This is a genomic window from Salinicoccus sp. RF5 (assembly GCF_020786625.1).
Classification (GTDB): domain Bacteria; phylum Bacillota; class Bacilli; order Staphylococcales; family Salinicoccaceae; genus Salinicoccus.
Genome location: NZ_JAJGRC010000001.1, coordinates 398,472 through 415,283 on the forward strand (window position 1 = coordinate 398,472; position 16,812 = coordinate 415,283).

Annotated in this window: 19 protein-coding genes; 2 read left to right on the plus strand and 17 right to left on the minus strand. The window is 50.2% G+C overall.

What is annotated here, in order from left to right; all coding sequences use genetic code 11:
- Positions 1-10: 10 nt before the first annotated feature.
- The 5 genes from LLU09_RS02200 to LLU09_RS02220 form a co-directional block, all read right to left on the minus strand.
- Positions 11-427 (minus strand): Fur family transcriptional regulator, encoded by a 417-nt coding sequence (locus tag LLU09_RS02200; RefSeq protein ID WP_228310288.1) that lies wholly within the window; start codon positions 425-427, stop codon positions 11-13.
- On the minus strand, positions 414-1,265 hold the full coding sequence (locus LLU09_RS02205; RefSeq protein WP_040104636.1) for a metal ABC transporter permease: 852 nt from the start codon (positions 1,263-1,265) through the stop codon (positions 414-416). The genes LLU09_RS02200 and LLU09_RS02205 overlap by 14 nt, the downstream gene beginning before the upstream one ends.
- Positions 1,262-2,044 carry a metal ABC transporter ATP-binding protein gene (locus LLU09_RS02210; protein WP_228311107.1) on the minus strand — a complete coding sequence of 261 codons (783 nt, stop codon included), beginning with the start codon at positions 2,042-2,044 and terminating at the stop codon, positions 1,262-1,264. Before LLU09_RS02210 ends, LLU09_RS02205 begins: the two co-directional genes overlap by 4 nt.
- A gap of 118 nt (positions 2,045-2,162) precedes the next feature.
- Positions 2,163-3,071, minus strand: a complete 909-nt coding sequence (locus LLU09_RS02215; protein WP_228310289.1) for a deoxyribonuclease IV — start codon at positions 3,069-3,071, stop codon at positions 2,163-2,165.
- Positions 3,072-3,092: 21 nt separating this feature from the next.
- The gene (locus tag LLU09_RS02220) at positions 3,093-4,406 is read right to left on the minus strand and encodes a DEAD/DEAH box helicase (protein WP_228310290.1); all 1,314 of its coding nucleotides are present in this window, start codon (positions 4,404-4,406) and stop codon (positions 3,093-3,095) included.
- A gap of 142 nt (positions 4,407-4,548) precedes the next feature.
- Between LLU09_RS02220 and LLU09_RS02225 the strand changes: the two genes are divergently transcribed.
- Positions 4,549-5,511 (plus strand): 4-hydroxy-3-methylbut-2-enyl diphosphate reductase, encoded by a 963-nt coding sequence (locus LLU09_RS02225; protein ID WP_040104632.1) that lies wholly within the window; start codon positions 4,549-4,551, stop codon positions 5,509-5,511.
- Positions 5,512-5,546: 35 nt separating this feature from the next.
- On the opposite strand, the gene LLU09_RS02230 is transcribed toward LLU09_RS02225, so the two are convergent.
- From LLU09_RS02230 to ccpN, 7 genes are all read right to left on the minus strand, one after another.
- The gene (locus LLU09_RS02230) at positions 5,547-6,620 is read right to left on the minus strand and encodes a Nif3-like dinuclear metal center hexameric protein (protein ID WP_228310291.1); all 1,074 of its coding nucleotides are present in this window, start codon (positions 6,618-6,620) and stop codon (positions 5,547-5,549) included.
- Complete coding sequence (locus tag LLU09_RS02235) at positions 6,617-7,291, minus strand: tRNA (adenine(22)-N(1))-methyltransferase (protein ID WP_228310292.1); 675 nt, start codon at positions 7,289-7,291, stop codon at positions 6,617-6,619. The genes LLU09_RS02230 and LLU09_RS02235 overlap by 4 nt, the downstream gene beginning before the upstream one ends.
- A 65-nt stretch (positions 7,292-7,356) precedes the next feature.
- Positions 7,357-7,740 (minus strand): c-type cytochrome, encoded by a 384-nt coding sequence (locus tag LLU09_RS02240; RefSeq protein WP_228310293.1) that lies wholly within the window; start codon positions 7,738-7,740, stop codon positions 7,357-7,359.
- A gap of 116 nt (positions 7,741-7,856) precedes the next feature.
- Complete coding sequence (gene rpoD, locus LLU09_RS02245; RefSeq protein WP_031545069.1) at positions 7,857-8,966, minus strand: RNA polymerase sigma factor RpoD; 1,110 nt, start codon at positions 8,964-8,966, stop codon at positions 7,857-7,859.
- 28 nt (positions 8,967-8,994) lie between these two features.
- Positions 8,995-10,740 carry a DNA primase gene (gene dnaG / locus LLU09_RS02250; protein ID WP_228310294.1) on the minus strand — a complete coding sequence of 582 codons (1,746 nt, stop codon included), beginning with the start codon at positions 10,738-10,740 and terminating at the stop codon, positions 8,995-8,997.
- Positions 10,741-10,745: 5 nt separating this feature from the next.
- A complete protein-coding gene (locus LLU09_RS02255) occupies positions 10,746-11,570 on the minus strand; it encodes a pyruvate, water dikinase regulatory protein (RefSeq protein WP_040104627.1) in 825 nt (274 codons plus the stop codon).
- 12 nt (positions 11,571-11,582) lie between these two features.
- Complete coding sequence (gene ccpN / locus LLU09_RS02260; RefSeq protein WP_228310295.1) at positions 11,583-12,200, minus strand: transcriptional regulator CcpN; 618 nt, start codon at positions 12,198-12,200, stop codon at positions 11,583-11,585.
- 306 nt (positions 12,201-12,506) lie between these two features.
- Here ccpN and LLU09_RS02265 point away from each other — a divergent pair, with 306 nt between their 5' ends.
- Positions 12,507-13,883 (plus strand): glycine--tRNA ligase, encoded by a 1,377-nt coding sequence (locus LLU09_RS02265; RefSeq protein WP_228310296.1) that lies wholly within the window; start codon positions 12,507-12,509, stop codon positions 13,881-13,883.
- A 37-nt stretch (positions 13,884-13,920) separates the two neighbouring features.
- Here the strand turns inward: LLU09_RS02265 and recO are convergent, their stop codons facing one another.
- From recO to ybeY, 5 genes are read right to left on the minus strand one after another with little or no spacing between them, the layout of a single operon-like run.
- The gene (gene recO, locus LLU09_RS02270) at positions 13,921-14,664 is read right to left on the minus strand and encodes a DNA repair protein RecO (RefSeq protein ID WP_228310297.1); all 744 of its coding nucleotides are present in this window, start codon (positions 14,662-14,664) and stop codon (positions 13,921-13,923) included.
- 8 nt (positions 14,665-14,672) lie between these two features.
- On the minus strand, positions 14,673-15,578 hold the full coding sequence (gene era / locus LLU09_RS02275; protein ID WP_228310298.1) for a GTPase Era: 906 nt from the start codon (positions 15,576-15,578) through the stop codon (positions 14,673-14,675).
- Entirely contained in the window at positions 15,575-15,985 is a 411-nt protein-coding gene (gene cdd / locus LLU09_RS02280) for a cytidine deaminase (protein ID WP_228310299.1), read from the minus strand. Before cdd ends, era begins: the two co-directional genes overlap by 4 nt.
- A gap of 15 nt (positions 15,986-16,000) precedes the next feature.
- Positions 16,001-16,345 (minus strand): diacylglycerol kinase, encoded by a 345-nt coding sequence (locus LLU09_RS02285; RefSeq protein ID WP_228310300.1) that lies wholly within the window; start codon positions 16,343-16,345, stop codon positions 16,001-16,003.
- Between the two features lies 1 nt (position 16,346).
- A complete protein-coding gene (gene ybeY / locus LLU09_RS02290; protein WP_370632448.1) occupies positions 16,347-16,811 on the minus strand; it encodes an rRNA maturation RNase YbeY in 465 nt (154 codons plus the stop codon).
- Between the last annotated feature and the right edge of the window lies 1 nt (position 16,812).

Genomic DNA, 16,812 nt, shown 5'->3' on the forward strand with positions numbered 1-16,812 from the left:
AAACCAGAATCTATGAGATTCTGGTTCTTCTGCATACTCCACAGAGGCCGTAGAGTTCAACTTTATGGTTTTTTATTTCCACATCATCCAGCTCATTCTGCCATGTTTCGACCGGGCAGTAGCGGATGACTTTCGTGTCGCCGCATTCATCACATATGAAATGGTGATGGTGATGGGTGGTACATGAAATCTTGTAGTGCATCTCCCCGGACAATGTAGTCTGTTCGAGCACTTCTATATCCTTCAGCGTATACAGGTTGCGGTAGATCGTATCGTAGCTGATCCCTGGGTAGTCTTTGTTCATCAGCTCCTGTATATCCTTGGCGCTCAGGTACCTGTCCTCTTGAAGAAACAGTTCAATCATGCGCATCCGTTTTTGGGTAATCTTAAGGCTGTTTTCCTTCAGCCTTTCTTTATACTGAATCAATCGGTTCTCCACGTTTTTTCACTCCTATACGGTCGAGAATTATGGTCGCCGCCAGAATGGCCAGCGAAACGAGTACGATCGTGCCCCCTGGGGATATATCGAGATGGAAGCTCATGAACAATCCGACGATGACCGCAACTTCGCCGAATATGACACTCGTGAACATCAGCTGGCGGAAGCTTGAAGTGACGCGCATCGCTGAAGCGACAGGCAGTGTCATCAGGGCGCTGACAAGCAGGATGCCTACGATCCGCATTGAAGCACTGATGACGAGTGCCACGACGATGATGAACATGAAGTGGATCCACTTGTTGATATTCATGACATTCGCATACTCTTCATCGAATGAAACAAGGAACATCTCCTTGTACATCAGATAGATGAAGATGAGGACAATCACTCCGATGACGGAGATCAGAATCAGGTCGACGCTGCTCACTGCACTGATGCTTCCAAAGAGATATCCGAACAGATCCTGGTTGAATCCATCGGCGAGTGAGAGGAACAGTACGCTCAGTGCAACCCCGAAGCTCATGATGATCGGTATGGCGAGCTCCTGGTAGTGCCTGTAGACTGTACGCAGCCGCTCGATGCCGAGGGCACCCATGACGGAGAAGATGATCCCTGTAATGAGCGGGTTGATGGTCATCCCGATCAGCGACGACAGGTAGACGCCGAATGTAATGCCGCCCAGGGTGACATGGCTGAGTGCGTCTGCGATCAAAGACAGCCTTCTGATGACGATGAAGGTACCGATGAGGGGCGCAATCAGCCCGGCAATCAGGCCACTGACGAAAGAATACCGGATGAACTCATATTCGAGCAGAGCCTCGATCATTCGCAGCACGCCCTTTCGTGGTCATGTGAGACGAGCTGTAGTGGGAAGCCATAGATCTTGGACAGTTCCGCTTCACCCAGGTTCTTGAATTCGTGGTTGGTGCCATGGAAATGAAGATGCTCGTTCAGACAGGCGACTTCGTCCGCATGATCGACGACCACCCCTATGTCATGGGTGACGAGAAGAATCGTCACAGATTGTTCCTTGAGCCTGAACAGGACATCATAGAACTCCTTGACGTGTTTCGCATCGATGCCGACAGTCGGTTCGTCGAGGACGAGGATGCTCGGATTGTTGATCAATGCCCGTGCGATGAACACACGCTGCGTCTGTCCGCCTGACAGGAGTGAAATGTTCTTATCCTTCAAGTGGTTGATGTTGAGCATATCCAGCACTTCTTCAAGTTTCCGGTAGTCTTCCTTACCGAAACGCTTGAACAGTCCCTTGGCCTTCGTCAGGCCGCTGAGTACGACTTCGCTGACTGTTGCCGGGAAGCCTTTCGAGAAGCTGTTTGATTTCTGGGAGACATACCCGACTTCCTGCCATGCTTGGAAATTTCGCAGGCTGTTGCCATTGATGTATATTTCACCGCTCTGAAGTTTCAGGACCCCGAGGATCAGTTTGATCAGTGTCGTCTTGCCGGAGCCGTTCGGCCCCACCAGGGCGACGAAATCCCCTTTATGGATGCTGAGGTTGATGTCTTTCAAGGCGGGTGTCGTTTCCATCTTATCCCTATAAGTATAGGAGATGTTTTTCAGTTCGAATATCGGATGATCCATCTCGCCGACTCCTTTATCATTAATCATTACAATATTATAAAGGAATGATTACGATTTGTAAATAGGAATGATTACGAAATAAAACCAGGATGGCTGCTGCCATCCTGGTTTATCCGTACTACTCCTCTACTCCTGCCACCATCGGATTGATCTCCTCTTTAAGGGAAGGATTGAACTTACCGTTCCTGATCATTTCGATCTCGTGGGCATATGGTGCTATCCTGTTCTTCTTATCCGGTCCGACGAAAGGCGTTTCGAGTATTTTCGGTATGTCCCCGAAATCGGAATGGTTGATGATGTATGAAAGGGCATCGAAACCGATATGGCCAAAACCGATGTTTTCATGGCGGTCCTTGTGGGCGCCCCGTTCATTTTTGGAATCGTTGATGTGGAGGACTTTTATGCGGCCCTTGCCTATGATGCGGTCGAATTCATCCAGCACGCCGTCGAAGTCATTGACGATGTCGTAGCCTGCATCGTGCACGTGGCATGTGTCGAAGCATACGCTCAGCCTTTCATTATTCGTCACACCATCGATGATCTGTGCAATCTCTTCAAATGTACGGCCGACTTCAGACCCTTTGCCCGCCATCGTTTCGAGTGCAATCTGGACATCGTTGTCGTTCGTCAGCACTTCATTTAGCCCTTCGACGATCGATCTGATGCCACGCTCTGCTCCAGTGCCGACGTGACTGCCGGGGTGAAGGACGATCTGATTGCTGCCGAGGTGCTCGGTCCGCACAATCTCCTCCTGCAGGAATTCCACACCGTGTTCGAATACACCTTCACGTTCGGAATTGGCGATATTTATGATGTAGGGTGCATGGACGACGATCTTGGACATCCCATGATCCGCCATGTGGCGCTTGCCGGCTTCTATGTTCAGGTCTTCTATCTTCTTCCTTCTCGTGTTCTGCGGTGCACCTGTATAGATCATGAATGTATTGGCACCATAATTATGGGCACTGATGCTTGCCGCCTCCAGCATTTTCTTGCCGCTCATTGAAACGTGTGATCCTATAAGCATTTCATTCACCTTTCTGATTTACTATCTTTTTTTCTTCCTGCTCTTCGAGTGCTTCATGCGCTCCTGCTGCTTGAGGGTATTGAGTTCGTGCTTCATCTTCTTCCTGTAACCCGGCTTCACCTTCTTCGGCTTTTTCACCTTGTGGGAAAGCTGGTTCTCGAGATGGGAATCCTTGCGTTTCCGCTTTGCGCGTTCGGTCCTTGATTTTATTTCGACGAGTTCGCCCTTTTTAAGGTCCTCATGGATGAATTTATATCCTTTGGATTCAAGTGCATTGACGAGGTATTCCTCATCCGGTGTATAGAGTGTGACGGCCGTGCCTGTATAGGCACCCCTGCCCACACGTCCAACGCGGTGTGTGAAGAATTCGATGTCCTTCGGGATGTCATAGTTGATGACATGGGAGGCACCATCGATGTCGAGGCCCCTTGAAGCCAGATCGCTCGCCACCACCCATACATATTCAAGTTCACGGATCTTCTTGATCTCTTTGGTCCGCTCCCTCGGCTTCAGGCCGCCGTGGAAAAGGCCGACATTGACGCCGTTGCTGTTGAGGTATTCGAACAGTTCATCGGCACGTTCCTTGGAGTTGGCGAATATCAGGCCGATGTATGGCGTGATATCCTGTGTCAGCGCAAGCACTTTGGCTGCTTTGTCGTCGCCTTTCACAGGCACCAGGCTGTAGTGGATGGATGCTTTGTTCCTAGGCTGGTCGATGATGATGATCTCGGTTTCTCCGATATACTTCCTGAGGAAGATTCGGAGCGCTTCCGGTATGGTCGCAGAGAAGACGAGGAACTGAGCCGAATCGCTGACTGTGGAAGAGATGCTGTCGATCTGCTCCAGGAAGCCGAGGTCAATCATCAGATCGGCTTCATCGATGACCAGCCTTTCGACGGAATGGAGGTTGAGGCCGCCCTTATCCCTCAAATCTTTGATTCTTGTCGGCGTACCGATTACAATGTGGGGAGACTTGGATGCCTTCTGCACATCCCTTTCGATATCCGTGCCGCCGATGAAGGCAGCAGCCCTGATTTCAGGGAAGGACTTCAATATTTCAAGCGTCATCTGGTACAGCTGCTTTGCCAGCTCGCGCGTCGGTGCCGTGATGACAGCCTGTGTATGTGCATCCTCCGTGTTGATTTCATGTATGATGGGGAGGAGGAAGGCGTGTGATTTCCCACTGCCCGTCTCTGATTGTGCCACGACGTTCTCCTTCTTCAGGATCTTCGGGATGACACGCTCCTGTACGAGGGTAGGATGGGAAAAATTTATACTTTCGATTGCATTCAGCATCTGTTCGCTGAACCTGAATCTTTTGAATGCATTACTCATTGTTTCACCTGTTTTCTTTATTGGAACTCAGGTTACATTATAACCGAAATGAAGGTGTTAGGCCACACATCATTCATACTACATGATGATTTAAAAACGTGCGGCTTTTGGTTATAATGACATTAAGGGAGGAATATACTTCATGGATATTATTAAGATAAGCCCACGCGGGTATTGTTACGGTGTCGTAGATGCGATGGTGATTGCGCGGAATGCATCTATGGACAAGACACTGCCCCGCCCAATATACATTCTCGGCATGATCGTCCACAACAAGCATGTGACGGATGCGTTTGAAGAGGACGGCATCGTCACGCTCGATGGTGCCAACAGGCTTGAAATACTGGAAGGAATCAATGAGGGCACGGTGATCTTCACTGCCCACGGCGTTTCTCCGCAAGTCAAACAGCGTGCCAAGGAAAAGGGGCTGACATGCATCGATGCTACATGCCCGGACGTCGAGGTGACCCATCAGCTCATCCGTGAGCGGACGCGGGAAGGATACGATGTCGTCTATATCGGCAAGAAGGGCCACCCGGAACCGGAAGGCGCTGTCGGTGTGTCGCCGGATCACGTCCACCTCGTCGAAACGCTCGAAGAGGTCAAGGCGCTGCCTGAGGAACTGGCCCATAAGAAGCTCATCGTCACCAACCAGACGACGATGAGCCAATGGGATGTCGGCCATCTCATGGATCAGCTGAAGGAACAGTACCCGCACATCGAGGTCCACAAGGAAATATGCCTGGCAACGCAAGTGCGCCAGGAGGCGGTCGCCGAACAGGCACAGGAAGCAGATCTTCTGATTGTTGTGGGAGACCCGAAAAGCAACAACTCCAACCGTCTGGCACAGGTCTCTAAAGAAATCGCGCATACAAATGCCTACCGCATCAGTTCCTTGAGCGAATTGAAGACGGAATGGCTCGAGGACATAGATAGTGTGGCAGTAACAGCCGGTGCTTCCACACCAACCCCGATCGTCAAGGAAGTCATCGACTATATCAAGGAGTATGACAGGGAAAACCGTTCTGAACCGCGCTCTACAGTACCAAAGAACAAAATATTGCCAAAGATCAAGAAGGCGAAGCCTGTAAAGATCATGGATTAGAAAAAACCATCGAAGCACAATGCTTCGATGGTTTTTTATTCGAAAGGATTGGTGGTGAAGCTGGTCGCATGTACAGGCAGTTCGACGCGATCCTCCACCAGACGTTTCAGGCCTTCCGCCATGAACACTTCCATATAGTGGCCGACATCGATGATGTTCCGGCCGGCAAGTTTGGCATCATAGGCTTCGTGGTATTTCACATCTCCTGTGACGAGCACATCGACACCTTGTGAGAATGCTTCATTGATATAGCTCATGCCGGAGCCGCCGATGATGCCGACTTTATTCATCCTGCCGGTGTTGGCGTTGACGACATTGACGATGTCGTGCCCTGTTTTTTCCCTGATGAGTTCGACGAGGGATTCGAGCGTATCATCGTAATCGAACTTGACGCCGAGCCCCTTGTCGCTCGGTTTCTTCAGGGTGAGCACATCGTAGGCGGGTTCCTCATATGGATGGGATTTGATGAGCGCGTCAATCACCTGCTGTTCGTGCGCAGCTTCGAATATCGCTTCCACGATATACTCATCCACATGCTCCAATTCCCCTTGCGTGCCGATATGGGGGTCCGCTTCGTCATTCGGCCTGAACTGTCCTTTCACCGGATATTCGAAGAAGCATTCGGAATAGTCGCCCTGGTTGCCGACCCCTGCATCCGAAAGGTCTTTCTTCAGCTGTTCCACATCTTCCTTTGGTATATTGATTCTGAGCTTCTTATAGAAGTATTCATGCTTGATGAGGATTTCCGTCTGATCATATCCAAGCACTTCTGCAATCATATGACTGACGCCATGCGGCTGGTGATCCAGGTTCGTATGCATGGCGATGAGGTTGATGTCATTCCTGATCAGCTTTCTGACGATGCTGCCCACACCTGTCTCCGTGACATTTGAAACCTTCGGGAAAATCAGCGGGTGGTGGGCAATGATGACATTTGCACCCTTCTCAACCGCTTCCTCCACTGTGACGTGCGCGCAGTCAAGGGTCGTCAGAATGCCTGTGGCCTCATCATCCAAATCCCCGACCAGCAGTCCGGTATTGTCCCATTCTTCACTATCCTTGAAGGGGGCGATGTCATCAAGGATTCCCATCAGTTCTCTAATCTTCACTGTTCGAGCACCTCTTTCAATGCATTTATCGTATCAGCAACTTCATCAATTTTTTCAGTGTTTGATGAGTTCTGCTTCAACTTCCCATAAATGTTCCGTTGGTGTTCCAGTTCCCTTTCGAGCTTTTCGATAAACGCCTGTTCCCTCTTTTCAAGGAGGACCGGACCGAAGATCAGCTGCTTTTCATCATAGTCGGATGAACCTGGTTCAGCGACGATGATTTCATAGAAATGCCGTCCGTCCCTGATCACTGTTTCATCAATGATGCGATAGTCGGATCTTGCAAGCACTTTCCGTACCGGATAGGTGTACGTGTTCGCCTGAAGCACCAGCCGTGGCTTTCCTCCGAGGTTATGGAGGCCGTCTTCAAGTATTTCGGCAATGAGCGGACCACCCATGCCACAGATGGTGACGGTATCCACCGCATCATCCTGGGAGACCACTTCCAGACCGGAACCAAACCGTGCCTCAATCCTGTCTTCCATGCCTTCCCTTCTGATATTGTTTACAGTGGAATCGAAGGGGCCCTTCACCACTTCACCGCATATCGCCTGGCTGACGATTCCATTCCTGATCGCCTCTATAGGCAGGTATGCATGATCGGAACCGATGTCGAGAAGCTTCCTCCCGGTGATGAATTCCGAGACTTTCTGTAATCTTGCATCTAGCATTTCATTTCCTCCATCTGATATAAATAAAGACTTCCACACGATGTGTGGAAGTCAGTAAGCAAAAGTTATTGTTCTGAGAAAAACTCATACAACGTTGTAACATCTTCATCTGCGATTTGATCTTCAGTGAACTCAGGCATTGATCCTGGTCCCTCTCTCAAAGCAGCAGTGAAATCCTCTTCAGCAAGGCTGGTGCCCGCCAATGCAGGTCCCATACCGCCTGAGAAGTCCTGTCCATGACAGGATGCGCAGTTGTCGCGTGCAAACCCTTCAGCGTCAAAGTCTCCTGAAGAAGCCTCTTCGCCTCCGCCTTCTCCACCTTCTTCGCTGGCAGTCTCTTCTCCACCGCCTTCTTCTTCTTCATTGGCGCCTTGAGAAGAAAGCAGGAATACAAGCCCGATGCCTAGGAAGATGATAAGTATAAAAGGCACAATCGGATTACGATTCATAAAACAACCTCCCTAATCTCTTTGCAGAAACATATTCACATTTATAATTGTATATTAAATATGAGTAAAGTCAAAAGATTTTTCAGATAAAAATTTACACTGGCCAGGCTGCCTCATCAATCCATGAAGTCCTTGAGGCGCTTGCTTCTGCTTGGGTGCCTCAGCTTCCTGAGGGCTTTGGCTTCAATCTGCCTGATGCGCTCACGGGTCACACCGAACACTTTGCCCACTTCCTCAAGCGTCCTTGTCCTGCCGTCATCCAGGCCGAAACGGAGCCTGAGTACATTCTCTTCCCGGTCTGTGAGGGTATCGAGTACATCCTCAAGCTGTTCCTTCAGAAGTTCATAGGCAGCATGATCGGATGGACTCTGTGCTTCCTGGTCTTCGATGAAGTCCCCAAGGTGGCTGTCGTCCTCTTCCCCGATCGGTGTTTCAAGGGAGACGGGCTCCTGTGCAATCTTGAGGATTTCCCTGACCTTCTCAGCAGGCAGATCCATCTCCTCACCGATTTCTTCCGGTGTCGGTTCGCGACCCAGATCCTGGAGCAGCTGACGCTGGACACGGATCAGCTTGTTGATCGTTTCCACCATGTGGACTGGGATACGGATGGTCCGCGCCTGGTCGGCGATGGCACGTGTAATGGCCTGTCTGATCCACCATGTGGCATAGGTGGAGAACTTGAAGCCCTTGGAGAAGTCGAATTTTTCGACGGCTTTGATCAGGCCCATATTCCCTTCCTGAATCAGGTCCAGGAAGAGCATGCCGCGGCCGACATACCTTTTGGCAATGCTGACGACGAGGCGGAGGTTGGCCTCAGCCAGTCGGCTTTTCGCAACCTCGTCACCCTGCTCGATCTTCTTGGCAAGTTCTATCTCTTCCTGCGCACTGAGAAGATCCACCCGGCCGATTTCCTTGAGGTACATCCTTACCGGGTCGTTTATCTTCACTCCAGGTGGTGCACTCATGTCGTGGAGATTGAGTTTTTCATCGGAGTCAGTCGTATCCTTTTCATTTATGAGCTGGATGTCATTCTCATTTATTTCATCGAAAAATTCATCCATGGCATCTGCGTCGAGTTCGAAGCTGGACAGTTTATCAGCAATCTCTTCATGAGACAGATGACCCTGTGTCTTCCCCTTCTCCACCAGATGATTTTTGACTTGCTCTACAGATGTGAACAGTTCGACATCTTTCAGTTCGGTCGTCTTTACGTTTTTGTCTGCCATTTAAAGCCCTCCTATTCAGACTTCACACTCACCTTTTATAGCGACTGTTAATCTCATTCAACTGCTGTGCCAATTTGATCTGGAGTTCGATGTCATTGCTGTTTTCTGCTTCCTGCAGCTGCTGGTACAGCGACTGTTTTTCTTTCTCACTATTCCTAATACCACTTAAGTCTTCTATATAATCATTTACTTCTTCGGTCGTGATATCTTCATTTATGAGCAGTTCTTCCACTTCTACAGCAGTGCTGAAGTATTCTCCTTCAATGTATTGGCTGAATGATGATAATTCAAATTCATCATGTTTGTCAAAATATGCGCACAACCCTTTAAATATAACATAATAACGGGGTGCGGTTAATACTTCTTCACTTATATTGTCCTGGAAATTTAAAAACAGGTCCCGATCCTTCATCAGGGCGCGCAGGAGATAGCGCTCCTTCCGCTCCCTGAGGGGCAGCTGCCTCGGCCTGGCCACTGTGCCTGAAGAAGGGGCTGCGGCCTGATTGGGAACATTCTGTTCTATCGATTTGCGGTCCACCTTGTAGAGTTCGCTGATATGCTGGATCAGCCGCTCCCTAATGACCTGGTCCTTGACATGCCTGAGGTGGTCGGTAAGCATCTTCAGGTTGTTGGAAAAGGCCATGTCATTGTTCATGCTCTCTTCAAGCAGGTGTTCGGCCTTGAAGTGGATATAATGGCGCTTTTCGTTCTTGACCAGGTCCCGGAAGGTTTCTGCTCCATATTTTTCTATATATTCATCGGGATCCATGCCTTTTGGCATGGAGATGATGAAGACATTGAGTCCCCCTTCAAGGAGGTCCGCGCCAAGCGAGAGCTGGGCAGCCTGTCCAGCCTGATCCCCATCGAACATGAGGGTGACATTGGAGGCCAGGCGGTTCAGCATCTGGATATGCTGTTCGCTCAGGGCGGTTCCCATCAGCCCTATCACATTGTTCACATCGGTCATCTTCACCTTGATGATGTCGAGGTGGCCTTCCATCAGGATGACTTCATCCTGCTTGCGGATATCCTTGCGGGCATCGCTCAGATTATAGAGGAGGCGCCGTTTCTGGAATATGGAAGTCTCCGGTGTATTCAGGTACTTGGGCTCCCGTCCGTCCATGCTTCTGGCAGTATAGCCGACGATATAGCCCTGGTGGTTCCGGATCGGAATCATGATCCGTCCGCTGAACCGGTCATAATAGGAGAAATTCTCTTCATTACGGGAGATGACCCCCGCCTGGAATGCAAGCTCGAGGCTGAATCCCTTATCGGAGAGTGCATTTTTGGTGAAGTCGCGCATATCCGGTGCGATGCCGATCTTTTCCCTGCGTATGATCTCCCCTGAAAACCCCCTGTCCTCGAGATACTTGAGGGCACCCTCGCCCTCTTTCGTATGCATAAGGATATGATGGTAGAGATCGGTCATATACTCATGGATCCTGATGAGCTGCATTTCACTGTCGTTGGTGACCTGCTCGGAGGCCGCGATCTCGATGCCGAGCGGTTTCCCGAGTTTGCGGACAGCCTCTGTAAAAGATACGTTCTCAACTTCCATGTAGAACTGCAGGACATTGCCGCCCTTCTTGCACCCGAAACAGTGGCATATCTGCTTATCCGGACTGACGGTGAAAGAAGGCGTCTTTTCATTGTGGAATGGACAGAGACCGACATAGTTCCGTCCCCTCTTTTCCAATTTTATATAACTGGAAACAAGGTCAGTGATGTCGGTCCCCTGTTTAACTGCTTCTACTGTTTCATCTGGTATTCTCACTCACATCATCCTTTGATGTCGGGTCTGCCTTCGACATAATCCAAAATTTCGTTTGCGGTTTCCTCGATTGCCTTCTCAGAGACATCGATGACCGGACAGCCGATCTTACCGATCACTTCGTTGAAGTAGTCCAGCTCCTCCTGTATTCTCTGGTCATTGGCATAGCTCGCCGTATCCTTGAGGCCGAGCTGTGCAAGCCGTTCCTTCCTTATCTTGTTCAATGAGGTCGGGTTGATCTTCAGACCGACGCATTTATTCGGATCCACATTATAGAGTTCCTTCGGCGGTGTGACCTCGGGCACCATCGGTACGTTCATCACTTTATATTTCTTATGGGCAAGGTACTGCGACAGCGGCGTCTTGGACGTCCTTGAAACACCGATCAGCACGATATCCGCCTTGTCGAGGCCGCTTGCATCCTTGCCATCATCATACTTGACCGCAAACTCGATGGCCTCGATCTTCTTGAAATAATCCTCATCGAGACGGTGGACACGACCCGGCTCATAGTACGGGGCCTCTTCAGCCTTGCCTTCCAATATGCTCATCAGCGGTCCCATGATATCCACCGATGCGATATTCTCGGTCTGCAGTTCCTGCTTTATATACTTTCTGAGCTCGGGGGTGATGATCGTGAATACGACGATGGCATTCTTGCTTTTGGCAAGGTCGATGACATCATCCACGTTCTCCTCCGATTCTATATATGGATAGCGGATCAGTACTTCATCGGATTCATCAACATTGAACTGGGACAGGCATGCCTTGGCCACCAGTTCACCCGTCTCCCCGACGGAATCCGAAGCAACGATCACTTTAATCTTAGACATTCAAACACTTCCTTATTCCATGAGATTAACAAATACTCTTGTAATGGTGGTTTTGGTGATCCTTCCGATCACCTGGTCGATGCCATCCCGCTCCTCTACGACAGGCAGGGAATCGATCTGCTTTTCGATCAGCTGGTTTGCCGCATAGATCAGAAGGTCATTCGGATAGCATATGGTGATATTCGGCTTCCTGGTCATGATGACGCTCACCGGCGTCTTCTCTATGTCATTACCGCCCATCGTCCCCCTGAGCAGATCTTTCCTGGAAATGACACCTGCCAATGCCTTGTCGTTGTCGATGGCGTACAGGGTGCCGACATCCTCCAGGAACATCTTGACGACCGCTTCATAGATGGAGGTGTCCTCCTTGATCAGGATGGGTACGCTCTGTACTTCACTGACAAGTATGTTCCTGATTTTGGAAGTCATCACTTCCTCGGATTCCTTGCCGGTATAGAAATAGCCGACCCGGGGTCTTGCATCCAGATATCCCGACATGGTCAGTATCGCCAGATCGGGTCTGAGCGTTGCCCGTGTCAGCGACAGCTGTTCTGCAATCTTGCTGCCGGTGATCGGCCCGTGCTGCTTTACTATTTTGAGTATCTTTTCCTGTCTCTCATTCAGTTCCATGCCCTCACTCCCAACATACCCAATTATAATACATTCGGTGGAATAAAGAAATATACACAAAAGATTGCACAATAATCGAACTGTGGCTATAATGGAACTGAAGCGAGTTAAGGATGGTGCGAGCTTAACAATGAATTGGCATATCATAATGAAGATAAAAGTGGATATAAAAGCGGAGTGTCTACACTAATTGGGGTGGAACCGCGGGCTATGCTCGTCCCCGGATAACATTGATGTTATCCGGGGGCGTTTATTATTATCCGCCATCTTTAACTCTGATTATTCAAATGTAAGGAGTCGAATCAAATGGAAATGGAAACGATTGTGAATCTGGCAAAAACGAGAGGTTTTGTATTCCCGGGCAGTGAGATATACGGCGGCCTGGCGAACACATGGGACTACGGCCCCCTCGGCGTCGAACTCAAAAACAACATCAAGCAGGCATGGTGGAAGAAATTCATCCAGGAGTCCCCATACAATGTCGGACTGGATGCAGCAATACTGATGAACCCGAAGACATGGGAAGCCTCCGGACACCTCGGCAACTTCAACGATCCGATGATCGACTGCAAGGAATGCAAGTCCCGCCACCGTGCGGACAAGCTGATTGAAGATGTCATCCAGAAGGAGGACGATTCCTTTGTTGCAGACGGACTGAGCTTCGATGAAATGAAGCACATCATCGAGGAGCGCGATATACGTTGCCCAAACTGTGGTGCACACAACTACACGGAAATCAGGCAGTTCAATCTGATGTTCAAGACCTTCCAGGGGGTCACGGAATCCTCTACAAACGAAATCTTCCTGAGACCTGAAACGGCACAGGGCATATTCGTCAACTACAAGAATGCACAGCGTACGATGCGCAAGAAGCTGCCTTTCGGCATCGGCCAGGTGGGCAAGTCTTTCCGTAATGAAATCACACCAGGAAACTTCACATTCAGGACACGTGAATTCGACCAGATGGAACTCGAATTCTTCTGTAAGCCGGGCACAGAAATCGAATGGCAGAACTACTGGAAGGATTTCGCCGTCAAATGGCTCAAGGACCTGAACATGAGCGAGGCAAACACGAGACTCAGGGATCATGATGACGACGAGCTGAGCCACTATTCCAATGCGACAACGGACATCGAATACAAATTCCCGTTCGGCTGGGGCGAACTGTGGGGCATCGCGAGCCGTACCGACTTCGACCTGCGCCAGCATATGGAGCACTCGAATGAGGACTTCACATACCATGACCAGGAGACGGGAGAAAAGTTCATTCCCTACTGTATCGAACCTTCCCTCGGCCTTGACCGCGTCACGCTTGCCTTCCTGTGTGATGCCTATGAAGAAGAGGAACTCGATAATGGTGAAAAGCGCACAGTACTCAGATTCCACCCACAGCTTGCACCATTCAAGGCAGCAGTGCTGCCGCTGTCCAAGAAGCTGAGCGGTGATGCAATCAAGGTATTCGAGAAGATCGCTGGAGACTTCAATGTCGAGTTCGACGAATCCCAATCCATCGGCAAACGCTACAGACGCCAGGATGAAATCGGCACACCATACTGCATCACCTTCGACTTCGATTCACTAGAAGACAACAAGGTGACTGTCAGGGACCGCGACACGATGGAACAGACACGTGTGGCAATCGATGAACTGAATGATTTCCTCGAGGAAAAATTCAAATATTAGACAGCAAAAACGGCAAAGTCGAGGCTTTGCCGTTTTTTTATAATGTCTTCAGCAGACGCCTCGACTTGAAATAGACGCCGGTATATTCATCATATATCATCTCGACGAATGCGAGCAGGAGACCTGCATTCTCTTTCGAAATGCGGATCGAGTCCACCTGATCGACCGCCGTATGCTTCATATATCCGGCCAGGTAGAGCACCCTGTTGCTGACGGGGACGGCACGATGGGCCGTCTCCTCATCGATGCAGCGTGCACAGAGCACACTGTGATGACTGAAGGAGTAATGGGAGAACAGCGACCTGTCGGTAGTGCCGCATACAGCACATGCATCGACGTTCATCTGCCCGCCGTAGTACGGCAGCATCTTGATCGCTGTGAAGGACACGACTGCAGCCGGTGCACTCTCCGCTTCGAGCAGGGAGAGGGACTTGATCATGAGGCGGTAGAAGGTCTCCTGCGCCATGTCCTCTTCCAACGCCCGCGTGATGAGTTCCATGACATAGGAGGCATAGGTGTAGACGATGAAATCACCATTGACCCGCTTGAATGGCTGGATGACATCGACTTCATTCAGTGTACCCATCCCCTTGAAACGGTTGTAGGTGAAAAGCGCCTCCTTGAGTCCCTGCTTCAGGACGATGAAGGGGCTTTTCGTCTTGTTGAACCCTCTTGCCATCAACGGCACCTGCGTCCCATCCTCCGTCAATATGGTAATGATCCGGCTGGACTCACTGTAGTTGGTCTGCCGGATCATTACACCTTTATGCTGATATATCATCCGTGACCCTAATACTCCTCATCCCGGTAACCGAGCGAACGGATGAATTGCGACTTGTTGCGCCAGTCCTTCTGGACCTTCACCCAAAGTTCGAGGTAGACCCGGCTGCCAAGAAGGTTTTCTATATCAATGCGGGCCATCTTGCCGATTTCCTTGAGCATCTTGCCGTTCTTACCAATGACCATCCCTTTTTGGGAATCACGTTCGACGTAGATGACTGCCGAAACATTGACCGTCCCCCGGTCATCGGCCTTCATGCGTTCCACTTCCACCCCAATTGCATGTGGAATCTCCTGGCTGGTCAGGTGCAGCGCCTTCTCACGGATGAGTTCGCCCACGATGAAATGCTCAGGGTGGTCGGTGATCCGATCCTCCGGATAGTACATCGGTCCTTCCGGAAGATAGCCTTCGATGACCTCGAGCAGACGGTCCACATTATTGCCCTGGAGCGCCGATATCGGCACTACGTCTGCAAAAGGGAGCTTGTCCTTATACACCTCTATCTGTTCGATGAGCTTGTCCGGATGGACTAGGTCAATCTTGTTCATCACAAGGATGATCGGGGTCTCCGTATGCTTGAGCATATCGATGATGTATTCATCCCCCCGGCCAAGCTCCTCAGCCACATTTACGAGGAAAAGTATGGCTTCCGTTTCCCTCAGCGTGTTCCGTGCCACTTTCATCATATGTTCCCCAAGCTGATGCTTCGGCTTGTGGATGCCGGGCGTATCTATGAAGATCATCTGACTCGTCTCCGTCGTATGGACACCCTGTATCTTGTTTCTTGTCGTCTGGGGCTTGTCGGACATGATGGCCACCTTCTGCCCGAGAACCTTATTCATGAAAGTGGATTTGCCGACGTTCGGCCGTCCGATGATGCTTATGAATCCCGATTTGAATTCGTTTTCTGTCATAGTTCCATATCCTTCCCTGAAAAGCCGAGCGGCAGCAGATCATCCACGGAGCGTTTGATGACTTTACCGGCCGCATTCGCCAAATATACAGGCATATCATCGTCACAGAGCTCCTTCATGACCTGGCGGCAAGTACCGCAGGGACTTGAAGGCTCTTCAGAATCCGTAATGATCACAATTGCCTTGAATTTCTTGATATCATTGGAGTAGGCGCTTACCAGTGCACTGCGCTCTGCGCATATCGTTGCCGGATAGGCGGCGTTTTCTATATTCGCCCCATAGATGTACTGGTCATCTTCAGTGATGAGCAGTGCACCCACATTAAATTTGGAATATGGTGTATAGGCGCGGCTCTGCGCCACCTTCGCCTCTTTCAGCCATTCTTCCTTGAATATTCCATCATTCATAAAAACATCTCCTCATTAAATCAGATAGGGTATAAATATAATCAGACCGATAATGACGGCGTATGCTGCAGACAGCAGCACCCCGGCTGCCCCTGCATCCTTGGCGGCCTTGGCCATCGGATGGATGGTGTCCGTGGACAGATCTACTGCAGCTTCGACTGCTGTGTTGAATGCCTCAGCAATAAGCACAAGGAAGACCGCACTGACGATGAACAGCCAGCCGGTGCGGTCAAGTCCCACAACCATTCCGAGGATGACCGCCAGACCTCCAAACACGAGGTGTACGATGAAATGCGTATCCTTCTGCATCAGCCACCGGAGGCCCATGAAAGCATACTTGAACCTGTTGTAGAGCCTCATATCAATCTTCCCGCGTTACACCGAAGGCGTCGAGTATTTCATCCTGCAGCCGGTTCATCTCCTTCTCCTCATCCGCTTCCATGTGATCATAGCCGAGCAGATGGAGGAAGCCATGGAGCGTAAGGAACATCAATTCCCTCTTATAGCTGTGGCCGTATTCCTCAGCCTGCGACTTCGCACGATCCGTGCAGATGATGATGTCACCGAGCATCCGCGGGGCATCTTCATGGATGACATTGTCATCCTCATCCTCCATTGCGAAGCTGATCACATCCGTGACGGCGTCCTTTTCCCGATAGTTCCGGTTGATCTCCTGTATCTCCTCTTCATCGACAAAGGAGACGCTGATCTCCGCGTCATCCGTTTCATTCAGATGCCCATAGGCGAAACTGATCAGCGACTCGATTTCCCTCCTCTGGGTTTCATCCGTAAAATTGCCGTCATCCATGAAATCTATAGTTATCAAG

Excerpts from the sequence above, each read along its gene's own strand:
- LLU09_RS02205 (WP_040104636.1), bottom strand. The coding sequence starts at position 1,265 with ATGATCGAGGCTCTGCTCGAATATGAGTTCATCCGGTATTCTTTCGTC.
- LLU09_RS02210 (WP_228311107.1), bottom strand. The coding sequence starts at position 2,044 with ATGGATCATCCGATATTCGAACTGAAAAACATCTCCTATACTTATAGG.
- LLU09_RS02215 (WP_228310289.1), bottom strand. The coding sequence starts at position 3,071 with ATGCTTATAGGATCACACGTTTCAATGAGCGGCAAGAAAATGCTGGAG.
- LLU09_RS02220 (WP_228310290.1), bottom strand. The coding sequence starts at position 4,406 with ATGAGTAATGCATTCAAAAGATTCAGGTTCAGCGAACAGATGCTGAAT.
- LLU09_RS02225 (WP_040104632.1), top strand. The coding sequence starts at position 4,549 with ATGGATATTATTAAGATAAGCCCACGCGGGTATTGTTACGGTGTCGTA.
- LLU09_RS02235 (WP_228310292.1), bottom strand. The coding sequence starts at position 7,291 with ATGCTAGATGCAAGATTACAGAAAGTCTCGGAATTCATCACCGGGAGG.
- LLU09_RS02240 (WP_228310293.1), bottom strand. The coding sequence starts at position 7,740 with ATGAATCGTAATCCGATTGTGCCTTTTATACTTATCATCTTCCTAGGC.
- rpoD (WP_031545069.1), bottom strand. The coding sequence starts at position 8,966 with ATGGCAGACAAAAACGTAAAGACGACCGAACTGAAAGATGTCGAACTG.
- LLU09_RS02255 (WP_040104627.1), bottom strand. The coding sequence starts at position 11,570 with ATGTCTAAGATTAAAGTGATCGTTGCTTCGGATTCCGTCGGGGAGACG.
- ccpN (WP_228310295.1), bottom strand. The coding sequence starts at position 12,200 with ATGGAACTGAATGAGAGACAGGAAAAGATACTCAAAATAGTAAAGCAG.
- LLU09_RS02265 (WP_228310296.1), top strand. The coding sequence starts at position 12,507 with ATGGAAATGGAAACGATTGTGAATCTGGCAAAAACGAGAGGTTTTGTA.
- recO (WP_228310297.1), bottom strand. The coding sequence starts at position 14,664 with ATGATATATCAGCATAAAGGTGTAATGATCCGGCAGACCAACTACAGT.
- era (WP_228310298.1), bottom strand. The coding sequence starts at position 15,578 with ATGACAGAAAACGAATTCAAATCGGGATTCATAAGCATCATCGGACGG.
- cdd (WP_228310299.1), bottom strand. The coding sequence starts at position 15,985 with ATGAATGATGGAATATTCAAGGAAGAATGGCTGAAAGAGGCGAAGGTG.
- LLU09_RS02285 (WP_228310300.1), bottom strand. The coding sequence starts at position 16,345 with ATGAGGCTCTACAACAGGTTCAAGTATGCTTTCATGGGCCTCCGGTGG.